We start from the raw sequence: 21,628 nt of genomic DNA, 5'->3' as shown, positions 1-21,628 counted from the left end.
AAGAGATGAGCAACTCAAATATGAAGGCTCGAGCAACGCAGGACCCGACTGCTGAGACGAGCTTCTTTAGACGGCTATGGCAGGGCATTCTGCGGCTTGATGAAGCACTGAACTTCGACCCACGCTGCGACCTTGCGCGTCGGGTAACGGACCTTGAAAGGCAAATCGGAGCTTCGAAGATCCCGAACAGAACATCTTCGCCGCTGCAATAGCGCGCGTGATGCACACGATACGACACAAGGCAGTCCAAGCATCGCCAACAACAGGGAATTCATCATGAAGTCTCAACGTGCTCGCTCAGCAGCCAGCCTGCTGCTCGGTCTCCTGCTTTCTGGAACGATGCTTTCAGGTTTGGGATTTGCAGGTGTGGGATTTGCTCAATCGAGTTCGCGATCTGCCGCGGCCGCCAGCGAGCCGGCTTCACCTTGGGACCAGCGTGTGAATCCCGCCGCCGTGCAAGCTGACGCCTGGTTTGATAACTATCGGTTCCGTGACGGCGAGACGCTGGCGCGGCTCAAAATCCATTATTCGACTCTGGGCACACCGCACCGCAACGCCAAGGGCGAGATCGACAATGCGGTCCTTGTCCTGCATTGGACCGGGGCGGACAGCCGCGCGCTGCTGAGTCCGACCTACACGAAGGCACTCTTCGATCCTGGTCGCCCGCTCGACGCGCAACGTTACTATCTGATCTTTCCGGACAGTGTCGGTCACGGCCAGTCCAGCAAGCCGAGCGACGGCTTGAAAACGAAATTCCCGAACTACGATTATAGCGACATTGTCGACCTCCAGCATAAGGTGGTGACGGAAACACTGGGCATCAAACATCTTCACGCCATTCTCGGCATGTCCATGGGCGGAATGAATGCTTGGCAATGGGCCGAGGCCTATCCCGACATGATGGACGGCGTGATGCCGGTGGTCTCGCTGCCGATCTCAGTTTCGGGCCGCAACCTCCTCTGGAGGCGCATGGTGATCGACGCGATCCGTGCCGATCCAGAATGGAGGAACGGGGACTATACCGAGACACCGCGCAGTTGGATCGTGGGGTACAACATTCTGCGACTGATGATCGACAGCGCTTCCGCGCTTCAGCACGAAGCGCCTGACGGCCCCGCGGTCGATAAACTCCTGAGCACCAACCGTCTCACAGCGGAGCATGTCGACGCAAACGATATTCTTTACTCGCTCAAATCATCATTCAGCTACGATCCGGAGCCTGAGCTTTCCAAAATCAAGACGAATCTCTTCGCACTCAATTTTTCCGACGACGAGTTCAATCCTGACGAACTGCGAGTTCTCGAAAAATTGGTCCCGAAGCTCGAACGAGGCCGTTACGCAGTTCAAGCAGGAACCCCCTTATCACCCGGCCATTTCACCATGACGCGGCCCGACCTTTGGGCCCAGCATGTCGCCGAGTTCATGCAGTGGCTTGGCGATACGCCTTCTCGGGCGAGCAACTAGAGCAATTTGCGGCCAAACGTCCTCGCACGTCCGATCAGCGCACAAAACACGATACCGGCAGCCAGACTGGTGTGACCGCTGAACATCACGAGGCCGAGGCTCCAGCCCTGCCGAGTGACGAGAATGCCGAGCGCAAAAACCAGGGCGCATGCGCCGGCAATGCGATGGACATATGTCGTGCTTGGCCGCAGGGGCCTGCCGAAGATATCGCGCTGCCGGCGATTCGTGGCGAACGCCAGCGCGGTGAACCCTGTGAGGCACAGCGCAAAGGAAAGGAGATGGCTCATCCTGCCGCCTCGCCGGACGCAACGGCGGTCGGAGCCTCACGACTTGTCTTGCGCCTGAACTGAGATCTGGTCTGCTGCCGAGCCGTGCGTATCGCCAGGACGGCATGGAGCGCAGCGAGCGCCCAGCACATGATATCCACACCGGCGAAGACCCAGTCGCCTTCGGCCAGGCTGTGCCACAGCGGACGCTGCGTCGTCACGGCGTTGAGGACCGGCAAGAGAAACAGCAGTGTCGATGCCGCCCATAATTGCTCGACCCAGGCTGACTTGGCGGGACGCACCAAGGCATGCAGCAGTGTCAGGGCCCAGACGATGAAGAACAGGTCAATCTCCCAGTTGGCGCGGCCTTCCAACGGGTGTGGCAGCAGGCGATTGGCCCACAAGAATGCAGTCATTGCGATCGACAAGCCGGCGATGCTCGCGATGTTCAGCCGCTCCACAAGGCGGAAGCCAAAATGGGGGCGACTCGGATCTGGCAGCTTCTCTCGCCGCTTTACGGTCCACATCACGAGGCCAGTACCGACCATGGCCGTGCCCATGAAGCTCACAAGAAAATACAGCCATCGCGTGACGGTGTCGCTGAAGCGTCCCAAGTGGAGCGCATAAAGGACGCCTCGGGTTTCGGCCGCAGCCCCCACATGCTCGCGGATCGCCAGCAGTTTGCCGGTGGTGCCTTCGAACTCCATATATTGCGGACTCATGGAAACGCGGCCCGCTTCTCCTCGCGTCACAGCCACACGTGCCGCCGCATCTCCGGGATGAACCGCATTGACGCGCCCCACATTATCTCGACCCCAGCGTTCTTGTGCCTGCCGCACCATGTCCTCGACCGATGCCAGTGGCACTGTCTGCCCGCTGGGTTTGCCCGGCTGGATGAAGGCACTGAGTTCGGCGTTAAGTTGCTGCTGCTCCGCCGGGCTCTTGAACGCCACGCGCTCGCCCCAGGGCATGTACAGCGCCATCAAGGTCACCAATCCAGTGTAAGTGATCATGAAATGGAACGGCAGCCCGAACACCGAAAAGGCGTTGTGAGCGTCCAGCCAGGAGCGCTGCCTTTTGCCCCAGCGGAAGGTGAAGAAATCGACGAAAATCTTCTTATGGGTGATGACGCCACTCACAATGGCCACGAGCATGAACATTGCGGCCGCACCCGCAAGCCACCTGCCCCACACCACAGGCATGTAGTGGAATTGGAAGTGGAAACGGTAGAAGAACTCACCGCCCAGCGTGCCGCGCGAGGTGACTCTTTGGCCGGTCGCGGGATCGAAGTTGGCCTCGCCGAAGCCGCGCTCGCCCGGATTGCGTGTGGATGTGCGCCAGAAGGCATAGACACTGTTATTACGCGCGTCGGGCAGGCGCATGCTCCACTGCGAGGTCCCGGCCGCGATGTTGCCGAGTTCGTCTGCGATTCGCTGCGCCACCACGGCTTGATCGGGTACTTGGACCAGACGCGGCAGCTCCGGTCGCATCCATTGCGACAACTCGTCCTTGAAATAGGACACCGTCCCAGTGAGGAACATGGCATAGAGAATCCAGCCGAGCAGAAGGCCAGCCCACGTATGCAGGCTGGACATGCTTTGCCGGATGCCGCGGCCAGCAACTCGCACATCGTTGTCCGTCTTCACGCGTCGGCCCTTCGTCAGGAAGCAGACCATGCCGCCAGCGACAGCGGCACGGCCACGACGATCAGGCCGGCCCAGGCCTTCAGCGCGCTTCGCACGGCAAAAACCCAAATCACGGCACCAGCGTAGATGGCAAAGCTCGCCAGCATGCCGGTGAGCACGGCCTGCGGCTTGCTCATGGGCAAAGCGAGCACGGCGACGCTGCTGAGCGCGGCCAGTGCATAGCCGCCGAACAGAGCGGCGACGATGCGCGAGATGAGCGGGCCCGTGGAGCGAGCCCGATGTATCAGGGCGTTCATTTGCCCGGAGTAGCCGGCGGGCCCGCAGGAATTGGTGTCAAGCCGTTGGCATTCACATAGGTCACGGTGGTGGCATAGCTCACGGCATCATACTTCTCAGCGCCGTTCGTCCCCGTGCGCTCGCCTGCGCTGCGGTCGTTGAAGCTGACTTCAGCGACGTAAGTGCCTTTCCAAGGCATATCGAACTTCACGACGCCCTGCTCGTCGGTGTGACCTTCCTTGGACCAGCCAGATTCCGTTACCAGCGTTACCTTGGTCTTGGCCTTAGGCTGATTTTTGAAGAAGAGCTTGAATTGGCCTTCCTGACCGGTAGGCACGAGGTCCAGTACGAGCTTGGGCTGCTGCGCGGCAAAGCTGGTGATGAAGCGTGCGGCAGGATAGAACCAGTTCGTGACCTCTTTGTCTTGTTGCTTCCAAATATAGAGCGGGTACCTCGCATCTTCCGCGACAATGCCGTCGCCGGAAGCCGCGGAAAATGGCAGCGTGAAGCCGTTTGCAGTCTTTGTGGCGTCGGACTTCTGCTCGCCCTTGGTGGAGATGAGCGTACCGGTCACCTTGGCGAACTTGTCGAGCAACCCCGGTGATACTTCACGAAGGTTCTCGCCGAACTCGCCAAAGCGAACGACGGCATTCTGCCCCTCGGGTTGTTCAATCCAGATCTGGTGCGCCTGAACGGGCGTTATCACGCCAAGCAGGGCAACTACGGCGATGAAGGGCTTTGTCATGACAAACACCTTAGAAATCGAATGCAGCAGATACGATGTAGGTTCGAGGTGACCCCACCGTCACGAATGTGCCGGTCGTGAGCCAGTAGTTCTCGCCGGTCACGTTTTCGATGTTGGCGCGGATCGTGACAGGCTTGCCGGTGAGCGCCGTCGTCGTATAGCGCGCGCCGATGTCGACACGGGTCCAGTCGGGATACTTCAAGAGATTCGCAGGCGTGAGATAGGAGCCCGACGTATAGATCACCCGTCCGTTGAGCGAGAGGCCCTGCACCCAGGGCGTGTCCCAGTCGAGACTGGCGGAGAAGGTCTTATCCGGCACGCCAGCGGCGTCGTTGCCGCGTTGCGTCGGATCGGACGGATTCGTCAGCTCGGGGCGCAGGAAGGTCGCGCTGACTAGGCCGCGCAGGCCGGGTAGCAACAGGCCGTAGGCATTCAGTTCGACGCCGCGATTGCGTTGCTCGCCGTCATAGCTCAGTGCGCCGGCGGGCGTCATGATCTGGCTTGGACGCGCGATCTGGAACACGGCCACAGTGGTCGTGATCGTGCCCCAATCAACCTTGACGCCAGCTTCCTGCTGCTTCGACTTGTAAGGGGCGAGTACGGTGCCAACATTGGTGTAACCGGCGCCGACGACGGTGCCCTGGCTCAGACCTTCAGCATAGTTCGCATAGAGCGACACGTTGTGCCAGGGCTTGAAGACCACGCCGGCAAGCGGTGTCGTGGCTTCGGCGTCGTAACCGGTACCCTTAACACCGGTGACATTGTTGTAGGGATCCTGCTTCACGTTCTGCTGACGAACACCCAAAGTCACCAGGAACATATCATTCAGGAATGACATGGTGTCGGCGATCGCAACGCTCGTGAGCGTGGTATCGCTACTCCGCCCTTGCGCCGGACGCGCTGCCATGATCACAGGAAGGGGCGATGGATTGTAGATATTTGACGAGACATATCCAGAACCAGACGTCAGAGAGGTCACATACCCATAGCCGAGTTCCTGATTGTAGCCGGTATAGGCGACATTGACCGAATGACCGATGAATCCCGTGTCGAACTTCGCCCGCAGCCCTACATTGCCGCTAACGGTCTTGGTGTACGCGTCATAATAGGCATTGAAGACGTTGAAATTGCCGAGAGCATTCGCACCGTTGGAGCCGCCGGCGCGGGAATCCGCCAAATTCTGCTCGCTGTTACCCTCGCGATAGCCGAGGCCCGCATAGGCCGTCAGCCATTCGGTTACATCGTATTCGAGGCCCGAGGCGATGGTGTTGTCCCGCTGCTTGAGCATCGTGCCTGGATACCAGTTGCCGCGCGCGTCGGGCGGCGCAGGAATGAAGGGCACCGTGCCCTGAATGGTCATCTGCGGACGGAAGTTCCTGGTGTCGTCGTTCTGGGAGATCGCATCCAGCGTCCAGCGCAGGCGCTCGCCGCGATAGTCGATCGCCAATGCACCGGTGCCGGTACGCCAGTTGCCGCCGTCGATCGAGGCTTCGCCATTGCGCGCGACGCCGTTGAAGCGAACACCCCATTCCTTGTTGTCACCGTAGCGGCTGCTGGCCTCCAGACGGAGACCGTAGTTGGCTGCGCTCATGAAGAATGGCGTCAAACGCGCAAAAGACTCCTCGGTCGCGCGCTTGCTGACGATGTTGATGCCGCCGCCGACGCTGCCGCCGGGGGCCATGCCGTTGATGAGCGCACCGGGCCCCTTGAGTAGCTCGATTCGCTCGATGATCTCGGCAGGCACGTGGAAAGCAGACACCAAGCCGTAGAGACCGTTGAACCCGACGTCACTGGAGTTCACTTGAAAACCGCGGATCTGGAACGTGTCGTCGAATCCGTTACTGCCCGTGGTAAGCCGGACCGAAGAGTCGTTGATCAGCGTATCCGCCGCCGTCCGCGCCTGCTGATTCTCGATCAGTTGAGAGGTATAATTGACCGTGCTGAACGGTACATTCATGACGTTCGTGCTTCCGAGCAGGCCGAGCGTTCCACCCTGCGCCAACTGGCCGCCAGCATAGGCTGGCGCCGGAGCTCCGATCGTGCGGGTCGATCCCATCGTGCTGACCGGCGCTGCCGGCGCAGGAGGCTGTTCGGTCCGCTGCCGGGATGCGACGCGGGCAGAGTGCTGAGCCGAGCCGCGAGTCCGAACGGTGCGCGTCACTCGCGCTCTTTGAGGCTGATCGATGGACACCGGAGGCAACACGTGCGGCTGCGCGCTCTGCGCCCTGCTCTGAGAAGAGCTCACGCCGCTCAGGCATAACGTAACAACGCCCGTCGCCACGCCAACATACAAGCGGTTCTTATAATTCTCGAAGTTGCTCAACAAAGGCCCCCAATTCACTTAGTCGATGTCCGACTAGGAAATCGGAGGTGCGAAGGCAACGAACGCGATTTAGAATCTATTGATGCATGCGCGTAAGAGTTTGTGAGTCCAATCTCTGACCACTCTGGTAAGCCAAGACTGAAATCTTTCTAATCAGCGGACACTGACAACTCATCGTCCAGCATTGCGACGCTTTGACGCTGTGAGGAGTGGAGGTTGTGCTAGCTAACACGTGACGCCGCTTGATAGTCCGCTTTGATGTTTCGACGCATGCTCGGCACCACGCCTGCGGTCCTTCGTTCGGTCTCGCTGAGACGCTCAAGGCCAGTGAAGCTTGATACAAGGTGAGGATGAAATTGAAGAGGCGCCCGAAGGCGCCTCCAAATCGCTGTGGTGATTGCGTCCTCTTCAGAACCGGTCGGCCACGCCCATGCCAGGATCGCTGACCGAACCGCGGCCGGTTTCCACATGGCCGGCGACGCGCCGATAGAAGCCGCTGCCCGAGTCGCTGGTGATGATGAAGTCATACCACAGGCCGGTGGTGCGCAGATTCCAGTACAGTTCACCGGGGTGGCCGGAAGCGGGCACTTTGACATCCCACGACGTGCGCGGACCGCCGCCGAAGTCGGGTCCTGGGAAGAAGACCGGCGGATTGAAGCCGAAGCCGGGTGCACAGAAGTCGGGAGCCTGCCGGAAACCAGGCACCGGGCCGAAGCCCACAGGACGGAAGTTGGGTCGCGGACCGAAGCCCGGAGGCTCCGGCTGCATCGCGGCGGATACCGAGGCGCTGACGGCCAACAGCGGCCCATAGATCTTGTTGGACTTCACGGTGAAGCGCAGGTGGCCGTTGCCGTCGTTGCGGAGCTGCAGGTGCAGACCGCCGTCGTGGACATTGTAGCCGACGAAGATTTCGGGGTTGGGCTCATTCTTGTGCCGCATCGTAGAGATGTCGCCCTTGAAGTGGCGGTGGAAGCCATTGGGGGCGAGCACCCACAGATCATATAGGCCGTCGTCTCCGACTGCCCATTCGTCGTCCAGCATCTGGCCCGCCTCGACGGTGTAGCGCCGCGGAATGCGATCGAGGTGCATCTTGTCGTAGACGTGGAACACGGCGCCGGCAAAGCCGGTGTTGGCGAACAGGAGCCTGACCTTGCTCTTGCCAGCATCGACCTGCGCGCTGGCGTGCAGAATGTAGGGAAGCGCGCGCGAGAAGCGCACGCCGGTCTCCTGAAACAGCGGCTGCGGCGTCGTCGGCGCGGTGGGGGCCGGCAATGTCTTCTGGTGCGCATCCGATGCTTGCCAATTGCTCTGGTCGGGCAGCTCCGGGAAGCGGGGATCGTTGGGGCTCGCGAAGTCGAAGGCCGTGGTGAGGTCGCCCGAAATGGCGCGATGCCACGGGCTGATGGAGTCCACCTTGATGCCGAAGCGCTTCTCGAGGAATCGGCCCACCGAGGTGTGGTCGAAGACCTGCGAATCGACCCAGCCGCCCTTGCTCCACGGCGACACGACGTACATCGGCACGCGCGCACTGAGACCCCAGGGACGGATGTTGCCGCTGATCTTGTCGTCGCTGCTCAGCACATTGCCGACCGTGTTGGAGAAATATTCACCCGCGAGCGGCATCGTGGCCTTGCCCATCAGGTTGCCGTCGTTGTCATAAGACGGCACCGCCGGTGCCGGCAGGTGATCGAAGAAGCCGTCGTTCTCGTCGAAAGTCAGGAAGAAGACGGTCTGGCTCCAGACCTCGGGGTTGGCGGTCAGTGCTTCCAGCACCTGGTCGGTGAAATTGCCGGCGCGGGTCGGGCTCCCGCCGCCGGGATGCTCGGAATTGCTCTGCGTCGGCAAGATCCACGATACCTGCGGCAGGTTGCCGCTCATCACATCGGCCTTCAACCTGTCCAGATAATCCGGACCACCGGTCAGGCCGTGCACATAGTTGGGATCACCCGGCTGGGCGTGGCGGAAGCTGGCGAACGCCAGACAGCCGTGCATCGCGCCGGTCCAGTTGTCGTTCATGTCCTGGTAGACGTGCCAGCTTACGCCGGCGCGCTGCAGCAGGTCGGGGAGGGTAGGCCAGCCGAAGTCGCTGCCGACATAGCGATAGTTCGGCTGCGGCTGAGGCAGGCCGTCCACCCATTTGGAAGGGTTGGGCCAGCAGCGGTTGTTGTTGGGCTCGGAATCGTTCGTCGTGCAGTTGATACCCTGCGCGCGCAGCGCGGGATTGAAGTTGGAGCCCGACCAGAACACGATCCGGTTGGGGTCGGTGCCGGTGGTGATGGAGGCGTGGTAGGCGTCGCACAGCGTGAAGGCCTCGGCTAGCGCGAACTGGAAAGGGATGTCCTCGCGGCCGAAATAGCCCATCGCGTACGGGGTTTTGTACTTGGCCCAGAAGCCCATCTTGCCCTGGTTCCACGCTGCCTGACTGTCGCCAAACGAATGCGGCGTGCCGTACCCGACCAGCGCGTTGCTGGTCGCGGAGTCGCGATGGTAGGGCGGGACCTCACGTGTGCCGTCGGACTGGAACCACACCGGCTTGCCGCTTTCGAGCGGAATAGGGAAGCGGTCGCCGAAGCCGCGCACGCCGCGCAGCGTACCGAAATAGTGGTCGAACGAGCGGTTCTCCTGCATCAGGATCACGATGTGCTTGACGTCCATGATGGTGCCGGTCCGGCGCCGCGCCGGAATGGCCAGCGCCCGGTTGATGCTGGTAAAGGCAGCCGCCGCCGTGGCGCCCGCCAGAAAGTCGCGACGTGTTGTCATTTCTTATCTACCTTTGGTTGAACAGTTGAAGAAACGAACGACGCAGGCTTGGCTCACTGCGCAAGCAAGCCGGTCGGCAATAGCAGTGCGACTTGACGTCGCTGTGAATAATTTATTTCCAATAGAATTTTTTGTGAGCTTTTCTCAGTATAGGTGATTGAGCACCGAGAGACGGGAGAACGGGCCGGAAATGACACAAATGACACATGGGCCATCCTCGTCGCCGGCTTATCCCGGCGGCCCACGAGAATTGAAGCTCTGCGCAAAGGGAATCGCGGTAACCTTCCGCGATCCACCAAATGAATTCCCACGTTGTTCGCGAGGACGCGGGTGACACGCTCGAACTTCAATGCAGGGCCGTCCGTGAGCGGTATTCTATCTCGCGTTCGTGAATTGCAGTCTGATCTTCCTCCGAAAGCCAAACAAATCGCCGAGCTGATTATCGCGCAGCCGGAGTCTTTCATTCACATGTCGATCACCGAAGTTGCCGAGACATGTGGCGTGAGCGAAGGCACGATCGTTTCCTTTTGCGGCCGGGTGGGCGTTCGCGGGTTCCAGGAGCTCAAGATTCTTCTGGCGCGGGATCTGATCGAGCCGGTTCGTCTGATTCAGGAGGATCTGCATCGGGGCGATGATCCGGCGACCGTCACGGATCACATCTTTGCCGCTCACGCCGCTTCGCTCCACGAGACACGCCGCCTGCTCTCGATGGAATCGCTGGCGAAGGCGGCAAGCTTGTTGAGAGAAGCGCAGCGGATCGAGATTTACGGCATAGGAAGTTCGGCGCCGATTGCGCAGGACCTCTCCTATCGCTTGCTGCAACTGGGGCTCGCAGCGAGCGCAGTCGTCGATTCTCATGTCCAGGCTGTCAGCGCTGGCATGACCGGCCCGACAGTCACGACCGTCACGGTGTCTCACTCCGGCAGCACGGTCGAGACGGTGCTCGCGACCCGATTGGCGCGGGAAGCCGGCGCCCGGACAATCGGCATTACGCGGCTCGGCAAGTCGCCTCTCGCGGCCCATTGCGACGTGCTGCTCTATACTGTCGCAAATGAAACCAGATATCGGCCCGAGGCTATGAGCAGCCGCGTAGCTCAGCTCGCCATTATCGACACCTTGGTGAGCTGTTGCGCCCTGACCGACACCGAGCGCTCTGTTGACAGACTTCAACACGCCGCGCGTATTCTCGCCGAGAAACGCTTTTGACCGCACGGCTTCGGGCGGAGAGCCGTTCACCGCCACGGGATGGATTTCCCTGCGAGTCACAAGAGGCGATCGAGACACGCGTCTGGCATTGTGCGGTCTAACGCAGACAACAGACGTAACGACGGTCTACGTGGTGTTCGGCTTGGGGCCAGGACCGGACCACCATCGACGAATTGACACAGCAGTCGTGCTCGTGACCCTGACAAGGACAAACACTAATGATCATCGACCTGTAGAGGTTGCCCCTTTCCAGCATACTGGATTCCAATAGCTTTGGCCGGCTCCGTCGTGCTCGCATTCCTGAAGTTATGTACGACGTCAGGCGGTTCTTGGAATGCTTGACCGGCCTTGAAGATCTGTGGCGGCTTACCTTCCATCTCCACCACCACGGAACCTTCGAGCACAACTACGAACCGGGGTGTCGGGTGGTGGTGTTTTCCAGTTTGCGCTCCCGGCGTGAGGGCAGCCGTCCAAATATTCATTTCCTTGCCTTCCATACCAGCCAGGTCTGTCTTGAGAAGATCAGTGCGCTTTATGGTTGGCTGCTGAGCTTTAGCAAACTTGTCGCTGGTTACGCTCAGCGCGATAACAGCGATCAAGGTCAAGGCCGGCACCCGTCCTAATAGTCCCATAGAACCCTCCAGCTGTTCGCTCGCTAGTACGTCGACGCCTAGTGAGGGGAGATCGAACCTAGCATTTCCAGAATGCGTTTCGGAGTCCGGAATGGGTCATTTGCGTCGATTTCGGCATGTGCGCGTCGTGTCTGCTTGGAGAGCAATCTCGGAACTGCCGGTTATCCGATTTGCCTTGTTGAACGCCTCGGGTTGGATATGATTCAAATGTCCTGGCTCTGTCCGTTGCGCAGCTTCAATTCAGCGTCGTCGTCGCGGCTGGCCCTAAGCGCGCGTGCGTAGGTCATCAGTCCATCGCGCACGACCCTTCGCTCGGCCTCGCTGAGACGCGCGAGCGCGCCGGAAACTTGCCGCCGGCCGAAATCATGCAGGGCTGCGAGCGTGCGCCGTCCCTTCGCCGTCAGCGATAGCGGCTTGATGCGCGCATCGTCGGCGTCGACGGTTTCCTTCAGTTCGCCGCACTCGATCAGCTTGCGCACCATGCGGCTGACGCTCGATTTCTCCAAATGGAGGATGTCGGACAATTCGGCCGAGGTCAGCGGACCGCTTGTGCCGATCTCCAGGATCGTGTGGACGGCCGACGGTGGATAGTCGGTCGCGGCCACCGTCTGCTCCATGAAGCCAAGCTCGCGCACCATCAGCCGTGAGGCCGCGCGGATATCATCGATGAGGGAGAGGTCTTGGAAAGGCATGGCTTGACTCCGGCTCGATAGTTGTATCATACAACTATTAGCGAGACAACGGAGTCCGGCCCGATGAGCGAGGCAGCAACCGGCGGCTTGAATGCCGTCGCGAACCGAATGAAGGACAAGGTCTGCCTGGTCACAGGCGGCGGCACCGGCATTGGTCGGGCCACCGCGCTAAAAATGGCCGAAGAAGGCGCGGCAGCGATCCTGATCGCCGGCAGGCGCGAAGCCGAAATCGAATCCGCAGCGGCCGAATGCCAAGCGCTCGGCGCACAGGCTCTGGCGGTCAGGACGGACGTGACGCAGGAGCAGGAGGTCGAGCGACTGGTCCGGACTGCGGTCGACCAATACGGCAGGCTGGATGCGGCGTTCAACAATGCTGGTTTCCAGGAGCGTCGCGCGGGCATCGAGGAACAGCGCAGCGCCGTCTACAACGAGGTATTCGACGCCAATGTCCGCTCGGTCTTCTTATGCTTGCGCCACCAGCTCCCGGTCATGTTCGCGCAAGGCGCGGGCCGGATCGTCGTCAACACGTCGGTGAGCGGCATCCGCAATCCAAATGCAGGGCTTTCGCTCTATTGTGCTTCGAAGGCGGCGGCGATCTCGCTGATGCGCTCGGCCGCAATGGAGGCCGCGCCACGCGGCGTCACGATCAATGCGATCGCGCCCGGCCGCGTGGTGACCGACATGATGCTCCGTTCGGGCGTCGGCGATATGTCTGCTGTCGCGGCAGGATTGCCGCTTCGGCGGATGGGAAAACCTGAGGAGGTTGCCGAAGCCGTGGTCTGGCTGCTCTCCGACGCCGCATCCTACGTGGTAGGTCACGTGCTCGCGGCCGACGGCGGTTTCCTGGCTTCCTGAGAGAGCCAGCGTAGCCCGGATGGAGCGAAGCGAAATCCGGGAAGAACGTACGCGCTGTCGGCTCCGGATTGCGCTTCGCTCCATCCGGGCTACGGGCCGCTATCCCTTCTGCGTGTAGAGCAGCGGCACCGCGGAATCCACGACCACCTCGACCAGGCTGATGCCATCATGCGTGAGGCCACGCTTCAGCGCGGACCTCGACGCTCGCTTAGGTCGCGTCCGCTGTGCCTCCAGGAACGGTGCAACCGCGGACCCGCGGGGGTCCGCCTCGGTCAAAAGCGCTGCTGAGGTCAGCCAGTAAATGCTGGCAAAGGACGCGAATTATAGTAGCGTTACGGCAAGAAAAATGGCCACCAGGCCAGACATAAAGTCGAGAAAAAGACCAGGGAGGGCTTCCAATGCAATATTTCAAGACCGCACTTGCGGCGGCTGCTGCAACTGCAATTCTTGCCGGTGCCGCTCTTGCGCAGGGTAAACCCCAGGAAATCAAGATCGGTATTGCAACATTCCTGTCGGGGCCGGCGTCCGTTTTCGGCGTGCCGGCAAAGGCCGCGGCGGAGATGATCGCGGAGGATCTCAATAAGAAAGGTGGAATCGGCGGAGTGCCGGTCAAACTTTCCTTCATCGACGAAGGTGCCGGCGGCGAAGCATTGGTCTCGAACTACCGGCGCATCGTGCAGGACGACAAGGTTGACGCGACGTTCGCTGCAATCTCCTCGGGCAGCTGCAATCAGCTTGTCCCGGTTGCCGAAGACCTCAAGGTCATGAACTTCATGTGGGATTGCGGCGCTGCTTCCATTCTCGAGGTGAAGAAGTACCGCTACAATTTCCGGACCCAGGCGAACGGCACTCCCGAGATGCTGGCGGTGCTCATCTATCTCCTCAAGACAAAGCCCGACTTCAAGACGATCGCTGTCGTCAATCAGGACTATGCGTGGGGCCGCGAAAGCTGGGAGATATTCTCCACCGCGTTGAAGGCGATGAAGCCTGACGTCCAGGTGGTTGCCGAGCTGTTCCCGAAGTTCGGTGCGCCTGACTATTCCACCGAGGTTTCCCGCCTGCTGGCGCTCCGACCGGACGTCGTGCTCACGACCGCCTGGGGCGGTGACCTCGACACTCTGGTTCGCCAGGCGGGGCAACGCGGCCTGTTGCAGCAGTCGACATTCGTGCTGGGCATCGGAGAATCGTCAATCCAGCGATTGGGCAAGGATCTACCGGAGGGCCTGATCGTCGGTGCACGCGGGGATCACTGGTTCTTGCATCCGGAAAAGAAGAACGATCCGGCCTTCAAAGCCTTTAACGAAGCGTTCAAGGCGAAGACCGGCGCGTGGCCGATCTACCCGGTCTATCACATGGCGCAGGCGTTCAAGGCGTTGCAAACGGCCTATGATAAGGCCATCAAGGCGAACGGCGGCAACTGGCCGACGCGGGAGCAAGTCGTGGATGCGACCGCCGGCACAGAGTTCGCAACCGGCTTCGGCAGGCCGGTCACGCTGAGGCCCGAGGACAATCAGGGTCTAGAGGCCCAGCTTGTCGGTGTCACCAAGTCCTTTCCAGGCTACGACTTCAAACTGCTCGATAACATGATGATCTTCGACCCCAGGGTGATCACCAACCCGGCGGGTGTGCGGTCGGTCGAGTGGCTCAAGACGCTCAAGCCGGAGTTCGCCAAGATGGATGTGCCGACCTTCAAACAATAGCGCTCCATGACCCGTCCTCCGGCTCTCCGGGGACGGGCTTCCCTGAAGGTCTCCATGAACTCGACTCTCGCCATACTGGCCGTCCTCGACGGGATCAGCTACGCCGCCCTGGTGTTTTTGGTCTCCGTCGGGCTAAGCCTAATCTTCGGCGTGCTTCGCGTAGTGAACGTGGCGCACGGCTCCCTGTATGCCTTTGGCGCTTATCTCGCCGCGACGTTCAGCATCAAGGTTGCGCCGCTGTCGCCATGGCTCACCTATCCCGCGCTGCTGGCTGCTTCCGTCGTGATCGGCGTCGTTTGCGGCGGCTTCATTGAGCGCTTTCTGCTGCGGCCGCTGTACGGACGGGACGATGTGCTGCAGCTCCTGATCACGTTTGCTGCCTTCATGATCATGGACAATCTGCAGCGTTTGATCTGGGGCGTGCAGCCGATCTTCGCGGCCGAGCCTTTGAAGCTGCTGCCGAACGTGACCGTGTTCGGCGTGAACTACACGTCCTACCAGGTCATCCTGCTGCCGGGCGTGGCGCTGATGACACTGTTCGGCCTGCGCTACTTCCTGCGCCACACCCTTGCCGGTGCAGTGATCATGGCGGTTACGGAGGATCGCGAGGCGTCCACGTCGATCGGTATCGACGCCAGGCGCGTCTATTTCGTTACGTTCATCATTGGCGCGAGTTTGGCGGCGCTCGGCGGGGCGCTTGCCTCGCCGACGACATCACTCGTGCCCGGGATGGGCGCCGACATGATCGTGCTCTCTTTCGCGGTCGCAGCAACTGCCGGCCTCGGGCAGATCGAGGGCACCGCTCTCACCGCGCTCATGATCGGCCTGACGCGCGCCTTTGTCATCTACCTCCAGCCGGAGTTTGAAGTCCTCGTGCCTTATCTGTTGATGGTGCTGGTGCTTCTGGTGCGTCCGTACGGACTGTTCGGCGCAACCCAAGTGAGAAAGATCTGATGACGCGCCGCATCAAGCCGATCACGACGGCCGCAGTCATCTTCTTTCTGGTCAGCGCGGTCGCACCGCTGTTCGTGTCGAGCTGGGCGACGCTGTTCGCGCTTATTCTCGCGAAAGGCATCGTCGTGCTCGGAATCGTCCTGTTGCTGCAGGCGGGACAGGTATCTTTCGGACACGCCATGTTCTTCGCCATTGGCGCCTACACGTCCGCCTTCTGGGGCAAATATATCGGCGGCGGCGATATCCTGCTTTATCTCGTGCTCGGAGGCATATCTTCCACGGTCTTCGGCCTGATTGTCGGTCTGTTCGTGGTCCGCTACCGGGAAATCTTCTTCGGAATGCTCAATCTGGCGTTCTCGATGGTGTTGTGGTCACTTCTTGAGAAGATGTTCCCCTACACCAATGGTGCTGATGGCATCAGGGTGGCGCGTCCCGGCTTGCTGGGGTTTGTCTTCACGCCGGAAACCTTCCAGTACGTCATTCTTTACGTGAGCCTTTTGATAGCTGCTGCGGCATTCTATGGTGTGCAACGCTACCTCGAGAGCCCGCTCGGGCACATGCTGCGGGCGATCAAATCGAACGAGACCCGGCTCGAGTATCTGGGAATGTCGGCCCGCCGCGTGCTGCTCATTGGGTACGTGATCTCTGCATTCCTCGGCGGAATCGGCGGCACGCTGGTGGCAATCATCCAGCAGATCGCCACGCCGGAGTTTGGTTTCTGGACCAAGTCGGGCGAGTTCGTGTTCATCGCGATCCTCGGCGGCGGAGCCCATGCTTTCGGTGCGTTTGCGGGAGCCGCGATGTTCGAGTGGGTTCGGTTCTATGCGGCTGCTCACCTCGCGGATTCCTGGCAGCTCATTCTCGGCGTCGTGCTGATCGTCATCATCCTCTACGCACCAAACGGGCTGATCGGTCTCAGGCAACGGTATCGTCAGTCCGGGAAGGGGGGACGCTGATGGCCGACGTTTTGCTCTCTGCCAAGGACATCAAGATTCGGTTCGGCGGGGTTATCGCCGCTGATGGGATCAACCTTGAGGTCCATGAGGGCGAGAATCTTGCCATCATTGGACCGAACGGCGCCGGCAAGACGACGTTCCTCAATATATCGACGGGCTATCTCCGGCCGCAGGCCGGTACGGTAACTTTTCTCGGCCAGGACATTACTGCGCATCTTCCACGGACCATCACCAAGCTTGGCATTGCTCGCGCCTTCCAGATTCCGCAGCTTTTCCTTGATCAGACGGTTATGGAAAACATGCTGATCGCGGCCGCCTCGCGGCAGGGATACCCGTCAGGCTTCAAAGCTCTCTCGCGACTGCCGGAGGCGTCCGAAATGGAGCGGCTGCTGGAGCTCGTCGGCGTCAGGTCTTATGCTGAACGAAAGGCGCGAGAGCTACCCGAAGGGCAGCGCAAGCTGGTCGATATCGCGCTTGCGCTCGCGCTGAAGCCCAGGCTCTTGCTCATGGACGAGCCAACCTCGGGCGTCGCCTCATCCGAGAAGCTCGAAATCATGGATATCCTCACCGCCGCGCTCGCAAAGGAGAAGGTCACGTCGGTCTTCGTCGAGCACGACATGGACATGGTGGAGCGTTACGCCCACCGCGTCGCCGTGTGGAACGTGGGCAAGATCCAGAAGGTCGGCACGCCGGCGGAGGTTCTGGCGGACCCGAAGGTCCAGCAGCAGGTGATCGGAATATGACGCCGATGCTGAGTTTCGAGAATGTCAACGTCGCGATAGCCGATGCGCCGGTGCTGCGCAATGTCACATTCGCGCTGAGGCCCGGAGCGAGCGCCGCGCTCATCGGGCGCAACGGTGCCGGCAAGACCACGACCGTTCGCACCATCATGGGCTTCACCAAAGCGATCGGCGCCATCCGGCTCGGAGGCGAGGACCTCGGGCCGATTCCGCCGCACCGCCGGCCATCGCTCGGCGTCGGCTACGCGCCTGAGGACCGCCGCCTGTTTTCAGCCTTTACCGTGGAGGAAAACATCCTTCTGCCCGGTCGCGTTGCGAAGCTCTCCCTGCAAGAGACACGACGAAGGCTGGAGCGGGCCTACTCCGTGTTGCCGGAACTGCAAGAGCTTGCCAGGCGTCCGGCGGGATCGGTCTCGGGCGGACAAGGCAAGATGGTCGCGCTCGGTCGGGCGCTTATGCTGGGTACCCGGCTCCTTATTCTCGACGAGCCATTTCAGGGACTTGCACCTGTTCTCGCGCAGCGATACGCCGAAGCGCTTCGTCGGCTTCGTTCGCAGGATAAAGACATTACGATGCTGATTACGGAGTCAAATCCGAAGCTGCTTGAGACGTTTGCCGACGTGACCCTCACCATCGAAAGGGGCGAGATAGAAGGCGATTCAAGCCAATCGATTGGGTGACTCGCTGATCGGCGGGGAAAGCGCTAGGCTTGCGGTTGGAACCTGAAGGAGACGACAGATGGGCCGGTATCCGGATTTCGTGCCTCAAGGTGTGATCCCCGCGGTGCTGTTGCCGTTCCACGAGGATCTGTCGATCGACGAGCAGAGCTTCCGATCTCACTTGCGCGATGTCGCGGCGGTGCAGGGACTGTCGGCGATCACGATCAACGCTCACTCCACTGAGGTCGCGTCCTGCACGAGGGACGAGCAGCGTCGTGTTATGGAGATCACGGGCGAGGAAGTCGGCAGCATTTTGCCGATCATCCATGGGGTCTGGGCAGACGGCAGCCTGGAGGCGGCGCGGATCGCGCGGCAGGCGCAGGCCGGCGGAGCTTCGGCGCTGCTGGTGTTCCCGCCGGCGCCGTTCACGCTTGGCCAATCGGCCGAGATGGCGCTGGCCCATTTCAAGACCTCCGCGACGCGTCCGACCTGCCAATGATCGTGTTTCAATATCCATTGGCGACTGGGCAGGGCTATCCGGCGGCGACGCTGGAGCGACTGTTCGATGAGGTGCCTACGATCCGCGCAATCAAGGACTGGACGCCACTGGTGCCGCAGCACGAGAGCCAGATTCGCGCCTTGCAGGGCCGCAAGCACACCATCAACGTGCTGTCGACCAACAGTGCATGGCTCTTGAGTTCCCTGGTGCTGGGCTGCAATGGCTTGCTGTCCGGCAGCGGCAGCGTCATCGCCGATCTTCAAGCCATGCTCTATCGCGCGGTACAGGCCAACGATCTTGCAGAAGGCCGCCGGCTCAACGACCGGATTTATCCATTGGCGCGCGTGTTCTACGCCGATCCTTTCGTCGATATGCATAACCGCATGAAGGAAGCTTTGGTGCTGCTTGGAAAACTGCCTCGTGCCGTGGTGCGCCCGCCTTTGGTCAAGATAACGGATGCGGAAATCGCGCGTATTCGGGCAGCGCTCGTGGAAGCAGGGCTACTCGGCCAAAGGGCGGCGCTAGGGGCCAACGCTGCATAGCGGTCTACGTGCCGGACTCCCGGCGGGCGGGGGGAGTTCGAGCCGCGCACTTTCATCCTGGAGTGAGACCAGCTCGGCATTTTGACATCCAGCCGTCGGCTGAGATGCGATCGCAGGACAAACTGCATAGTAATATTCGGCTAGAGCGCGATGAGATCAGGTCGAATTGCATCCGCGATCGCTGCTGGGCTCCCTCTCCCGCTTGCGGGAGAGGGTCGGGGTGAGAGGGTCTGGGTGAGGGTGTCTTCGCGAAAAGAACAGAGATTATCTTTGCGCGGAAAGAGCCCTCACCCGGCGCTACGCGCCGACCTCTCCCGCAGGCGGGAGAGGTGAACGCGTGGACGGGCCGATTCAACCAATCACGCGCTAGGCTTGCCGATTACAGGCTATGGCCCGTCGGAGGCCAAGATCCGAATCGTTGGCCGATTGCCGAAGTTGCATAGGATCGCTTCCCTGCTCCCGATAGAAGAGCACACGAAGACTGCCGAAAATTCGGAGAAGCGCGCCTGCGTTGCCCATTGACTGACGACCTTGATGATAATGGCAATCGATGCAGCAGGACGAAGGAGAGCGACATTGACGCAAACGATCATCTCAAGCTGCCGGTCGTTGCCGGGCTCCTACACCCAGTACGCCTTCCGTGTCATGGCCGCAGGATTGATCTTGGCGCTAGCGGCTACGATTGCGCAGGCGCAGACTTCCGGCGATTCCAAGCCGGCGTCGCCATCCACGCTGGAGTTCAACAAGAAATCCACGGCCTCATTGCCATGGTCAGACAATGCGGATTTCGCAAATGCCAAGCGTGGCCTGATCGCGCGATTGCCCGATAGCGGTGTCATCAAGGACAGGAATGGCAGGATTGTTTGGGATCTCTCGAGGTTCACTGGTTTCATCAAGGATGGCGCGGCCGCGCCCGACACCGTCAATCCGAGCCTTTGGCGCATGTCGCAGCTTCTGATGGAAGCTGGCCTCTATGAAGTGGTTCCGGGTGTCTATCAGGTGCGTGGCGCGGACCTGTCGAACCTGACCATCATCGAGGGTGAGCAGGGCCTTACGATATACGATCCCTTGATATCGGCCGAAACTGCGCGCGCTGCACTCGACCTTTACTACCAAAATCGGCCGAGAAAGCCGGTCGTGGCCGTGATCTATTCGCATTCCCACGTCGATCACGCCGGCGGCGTGCGGGGCATCGTCGACGAAGCCGACGTGAAGTCGGGCAAGGTCAGGATTTTCGCGCCCGAAGGTTTTCTCGAGAACTTCGTCGCCGAGAACCTGTTTGCAGGCCAGGCCATGGGACGCCGTGCGTCCTATATGTACGGAAACCTGGTTGCGCCCGGACCGCAGGGCTCAGTGACGGCAGGGCTGGGCGTCACGACATCGAGCGGCAGAGTCACGCTGATCGCGCCGACAGATCTGATCACGAAGACCGGCGAGAAGCGGGTCATCGATGGCATTGAGTACGAGTTCCTATTGGCGCCGGGCTCGGAGGCTCCGGCTGAGATGATGTGGTATCTGCCGAAGTTCAAGTTGATCAATACAGCCGAGGATGCCACGCGCACGATGCACAATCTCTATACGCTGCGCGGCGCCAAGACACGGGACGCGCGGCTGTGGCCGATGTACCTGAACCAGGCCCTTCAGATGTGGGGTGATCAGTATGACGTGCAGATCACGATGCACCATTGGCCCACCTGGGGGAATAACGAAATTACGCAGCTGCTAAAGGTGCAGCGCGACACCTACAAATTCATGCACGACCAGACCCTGCACTACGCGAACATGGGTTACACCATGAGGGAGTTGCCGGGCCTCGTGACGTTGCCTCAATCGCTCGCCAATCACTGGGCGAGCCAAGGTTACTACGGCACCCAAAGCCATAACGTGCGTGCCGTCTACAATTTTTATCTGGGATATTTCGACGGCAACCCCGCGACCTTGAACCCGCTGCCACCGGTCGAAGTCGCAGGCAAGTATGTCGCGGCGATGGGTGGACCCGACGCTGTCATGAAGCTCGGACGCGAGGCCTTCGAGAAGGGCGACTATCGATGGGGCGCCGAACTGGTGAACCACCTGGTGTTTGCCCAGCCTGACAATCAGGAGGCGAAGAATCTGCAAGCCGATATCCTGGAACAGATGGGTTATCAGGCGGAATCCGGTCCCTGGCGGGGCTTCTATCTGACAGGCACCGATGAGCTTCGGCATGGCGTCAAGAAACGGGCGACAGGCAATCCAGCCAGCGCCGACATCGTTGCCAGCATGTCGCCTGAGCTATTGTTCGGTTACATGGGCGTGCAGCTGGATGCCAGGAAGGCGGACGGCAAGACGCTTGCGATCGACTGGATATTCCCTGACATCAATGAGAAGCACGCGCTCTTCCTGGAGAACTCCGTGCTCAACCATTGGCCCGATTACACCAATCCCAAGGCCGATGTCACCGTAACCGTGGATCGTACCACTTTGACCAAGGTATTGACCAAGCAGGTGTCGTTCGAGGACGCGGTCAAGACCGGGCAGGTCAAGTTTGCCGGTAACCAGGCGAAGTTCGGTGAGTTCATGGGCTATCTTGTCGATCTCAACCAATATTTTTGGTTCAACATCGTGACGCCATAACTCGAAAGCGGCTCCGGGAAAGCGCTGGGGTCGCCATCTCCCAGGACAGATTTTCCGATTAGTGCGCGACGCCATCTGGTTTGCGCGACACCCGCCCGCA

General features: G+C 60.6%; 17 protein-coding genes and 1 pseudogene. 10 read left to right on the top strand and 8 right to left on the bottom strand.

Features of this window, described 5'->3' with window-relative positions; genetic code table 11:
- The first annotated feature begins 276 nt into the window (after positions 1 to 276).
- Positions 277 to 1,464: an alpha/beta fold hydrolase gene (locus tag ACZYOF_RS22190; protein ID WP_463717114.1), complete on the top strand. Its 1,188-nt coding sequence runs from the start codon at positions 277 to 279 to the stop codon at positions 1,462 to 1,464.
- Here ACZYOF_RS22190 and ACZYOF_RS22185 read toward each other — a convergent pair.
- The 6 genes from ACZYOF_RS22185 to ACZYOF_RS22160 form a co-directional block, all read right to left on the bottom strand.
- Positions 1,461 to 1,751: a DUF3325 domain-containing protein gene (locus ACZYOF_RS22185; RefSeq protein WP_463717113.1), complete on the bottom strand. Its 291-nt coding sequence runs from the start codon at positions 1,749 to 1,751 to the stop codon at positions 1,461 to 1,463. The genes ACZYOF_RS22190 and ACZYOF_RS22185 overlap by 4 nt on opposite strands.
- On the bottom strand, positions 1,748 to 3,325 hold the full coding sequence (locus tag ACZYOF_RS22180) for a PepSY-associated TM helix domain-containing protein (RefSeq protein ID WP_463717118.1): 1,578 nt from the start codon (positions 3,323 to 3,325) through the stop codon (positions 1,748 to 1,750). The genes ACZYOF_RS22185 and ACZYOF_RS22180 overlap by 4 nt, the downstream gene beginning before the upstream one ends.
- A 65-nt stretch (positions 3,326 to 3,390) precedes the next feature.
- Positions 3,391 to 3,672: a DUF3649 domain-containing protein gene (locus ACZYOF_RS22175; RefSeq protein ID WP_282531659.1), complete on the bottom strand. Its 282-nt coding sequence runs from the start codon at positions 3,670 to 3,672 to the stop codon at positions 3,391 to 3,393.
- Positions 3,669 to 4,397, bottom strand: coding sequence for a cobalt ABC transporter substrate-binding protein (locus ACZYOF_RS22170; protein WP_463717112.1), 729 nt, complete (start codon positions 4,395 to 4,397; stop codon positions 3,669 to 3,671). Before ACZYOF_RS22170 ends, ACZYOF_RS22175 begins: the two co-directional genes overlap by 4 nt.
- A gap of 10 nt (positions 4,398 to 4,407) precedes the next feature.
- Positions 4,408 to 6,720 (bottom strand): TonB-dependent receptor, encoded by a 2,313-nt coding sequence (locus tag ACZYOF_RS22165; RefSeq protein WP_463717111.1) that lies wholly within the window; start codon positions 6,718 to 6,720, stop codon positions 4,408 to 4,410.
- Between the two features lie 408 nt (positions 6,721 to 7,128).
- The gene (locus ACZYOF_RS22160) at positions 7,129 to 9,480 is read right to left on the bottom strand and encodes a phosphocholine-specific phospholipase C (protein WP_463717110.1); all 2,352 of its coding nucleotides are present in this window, start codon (positions 9,478 to 9,480) and stop codon (positions 7,129 to 7,131) included.
- A gap of 330 nt (positions 9,481 to 9,810) precedes the next feature.
- Between ACZYOF_RS22160 and ACZYOF_RS22155 the strand changes: the two genes are divergently transcribed.
- The gene (locus ACZYOF_RS22155) at positions 9,811 to 10,686 is read left to right on the top strand and encodes a MurR/RpiR family transcriptional regulator (protein ID WP_463717109.1); all 876 of its coding nucleotides are present in this window, start codon (positions 9,811 to 9,813) and stop codon (positions 10,684 to 10,686) included.
- 215 nt (positions 10,687 to 10,901) lie between these two features.
- Here ACZYOF_RS22155 and ACZYOF_RS22150 read toward each other — a convergent pair whose 3' ends face one another.
- Positions 10,902 to 11,291: a cupin domain-containing protein gene (locus ACZYOF_RS22150; protein ID WP_165421134.1), complete on the bottom strand. Its 390-nt coding sequence runs from the start codon at positions 11,289 to 11,291 to the stop codon at positions 10,902 to 10,904.
- 230 nt (positions 11,292 to 11,521) lie between these two features.
- A complete protein-coding gene (locus ACZYOF_RS22145; protein ID WP_463717108.1) occupies positions 11,522 to 12,010 on the bottom strand; it encodes a MarR family winged helix-turn-helix transcriptional regulator in 489 nt (162 codons plus the stop codon).
- A 63-nt stretch (positions 12,011 to 12,073) separates the two neighbouring features.
- On the opposite strand from ACZYOF_RS22145, the gene ACZYOF_RS22140 reads away from it, so the two are divergent.
- The 8 genes and pseudogenes from ACZYOF_RS22140 (at position 12,074) to ACZYOF_RS22105 (ending at position 21,528) form a co-directional block, all read left to right on the top strand.
- Positions 12,074 to 12,865 carry an SDR family NAD(P)-dependent oxidoreductase gene (locus tag ACZYOF_RS22140; protein ID WP_463702731.1) on the top strand — a complete coding sequence of 264 codons (792 nt, stop codon included), beginning with the start codon at positions 12,074 to 12,076 and terminating at the stop codon, positions 12,863 to 12,865.
- A gap of 398 nt (positions 12,866 to 13,263) precedes the next feature.
- Positions 13,264 to 14,565, top strand: a complete 1,302-nt coding sequence (locus tag ACZYOF_RS22135) for an ABC transporter substrate-binding protein (protein ID WP_130579283.1) — start codon at positions 13,264 to 13,266, stop codon at positions 14,563 to 14,565.
- Positions 14,566 to 14,619: 54 nt separating this feature from the next.
- Positions 14,620 to 15,519, top strand: a complete 900-nt coding sequence (locus ACZYOF_RS22130; RefSeq protein ID WP_130579285.1) for a branched-chain amino acid ABC transporter permease — start codon at positions 14,620 to 14,622, stop codon at positions 15,517 to 15,519.
- Entirely contained in the window at positions 15,519 to 16,475 is a 957-nt protein-coding gene (locus ACZYOF_RS22125; protein ID WP_282531667.1) for a branched-chain amino acid ABC transporter permease, read from the top strand. The genes ACZYOF_RS22130 and ACZYOF_RS22125 overlap by 1 nt, the downstream gene beginning before the upstream one ends.
- Positions 16,475 to 17,218: an ABC transporter ATP-binding protein gene (locus ACZYOF_RS22120; protein ID WP_130579288.1), complete on the top strand. Its 744-nt coding sequence runs from the start codon at positions 16,475 to 16,477 to the stop codon at positions 17,216 to 17,218. The genes ACZYOF_RS22125 and ACZYOF_RS22120 overlap by 1 nt, the downstream gene beginning before the upstream one ends.
- Positions 17,215 to 17,895 (top strand): ABC transporter ATP-binding protein, encoded by a 681-nt coding sequence (locus ACZYOF_RS22115; protein WP_394569406.1) that lies wholly within the window; start codon positions 17,215 to 17,217, stop codon positions 17,893 to 17,895. The genes ACZYOF_RS22120 and ACZYOF_RS22115 overlap by 4 nt, the downstream gene beginning before the upstream one ends.
- A gap of 58 nt (positions 17,896 to 17,953) precedes the next feature.
- Positions 17,954 to 18,915: pseudogene (locus ACZYOF_RS22110) on the top strand (dihydrodipicolinate synthase family protein).
- Between the two features lie 576 nt (positions 18,916 to 19,491).
- Positions 19,492 to 21,528: an alkyl/aryl-sulfatase gene (locus ACZYOF_RS22105; protein ID WP_463717107.1), complete on the top strand. Its 2,037-nt coding sequence runs from the start codon at positions 19,492 to 19,494 to the stop codon at positions 21,526 to 21,528.
- Positions 21,529 to 21,628 lie beyond the last annotated feature (100 nt).

The organism is Bradyrhizobium sp. LeoA1Lang (assembly GCF_055413685.1).
The sequence above is the reverse complement of the archived record's forward strand: the minus strand, read 5'-3'. Positions and strand labels throughout refer to the sequence as shown.

Coding starts and splice junctions, on each gene's coding strand:
- ACZYOF_RS22190 (WP_463717114.1), top strand. CDS start 277: ATGAAGTCTCAACGTGCTCGCTCAGCAGCCAGCCTGCTGCTCGGTCTC.
- ACZYOF_RS22185 (WP_463717113.1), bottom strand. CDS start 1,751: ATGAGCCATCTCCTTTCCTTTGCGCTGTGCCTCACAGGGTTCACCGCG.
- ACZYOF_RS22180 (WP_463717118.1), bottom strand. CDS start 3,325: ATGTCCAGCCTGCATACGTGGGCTGGCCTTCTGCTCGGCTGGATTCTC.
- ACZYOF_RS22175 (WP_282531659.1), bottom strand. CDS start 3,672: ATGAACGCCCTGATACATCGGGCTCGCTCCACGGGCCCGCTCATCTCG.
- ACZYOF_RS22170 (WP_463717112.1), bottom strand. CDS start 4,397: ATGACAAAGCCCTTCATCGCCGTAGTTGCCCTGCTTGGCGTGATAACG.
- ACZYOF_RS22160 (WP_463717110.1), bottom strand. CDS start 9,480: ATGACAACACGTCGCGACTTTCTGGCGGGCGCCACGGCGGCGGCTGCC.
- ACZYOF_RS22145 (WP_463717108.1), bottom strand. CDS start 12,010: ATGCCTTTCCAAGACCTCTCCCTCATCGATGATATCCGCGCGGCCTCA.
- ACZYOF_RS22140 (WP_463702731.1), top strand. CDS start 12,074: ATGAGCGAGGCAGCAACCGGCGGCTTGAATGCCGTCGCGAACCGAATG.
- ACZYOF_RS22135 (WP_130579283.1), top strand. CDS start 13,264: ATGCAATATTTCAAGACCGCACTTGCGGCGGCTGCTGCAACTGCAATT.
- ACZYOF_RS22130 (WP_130579285.1), top strand. CDS start 14,620: ATGAACTCGACTCTCGCCATACTGGCCGTCCTCGACGGGATCAGCTAC.
- ACZYOF_RS22125 (WP_282531667.1), top strand. CDS start 15,519: ATGACGCGCCGCATCAAGCCGATCACGACGGCCGCAGTCATCTTCTTT.
- ACZYOF_RS22120 (WP_130579288.1), top strand. CDS start 16,475: ATGGCCGACGTTTTGCTCTCTGCCAAGGACATCAAGATTCGGTTCGGC.
- ACZYOF_RS22115 (WP_394569406.1), top strand. CDS start 17,215: ATGACGCCGATGCTGAGTTTCGAGAATGTCAACGTCGCGATAGCCGAT.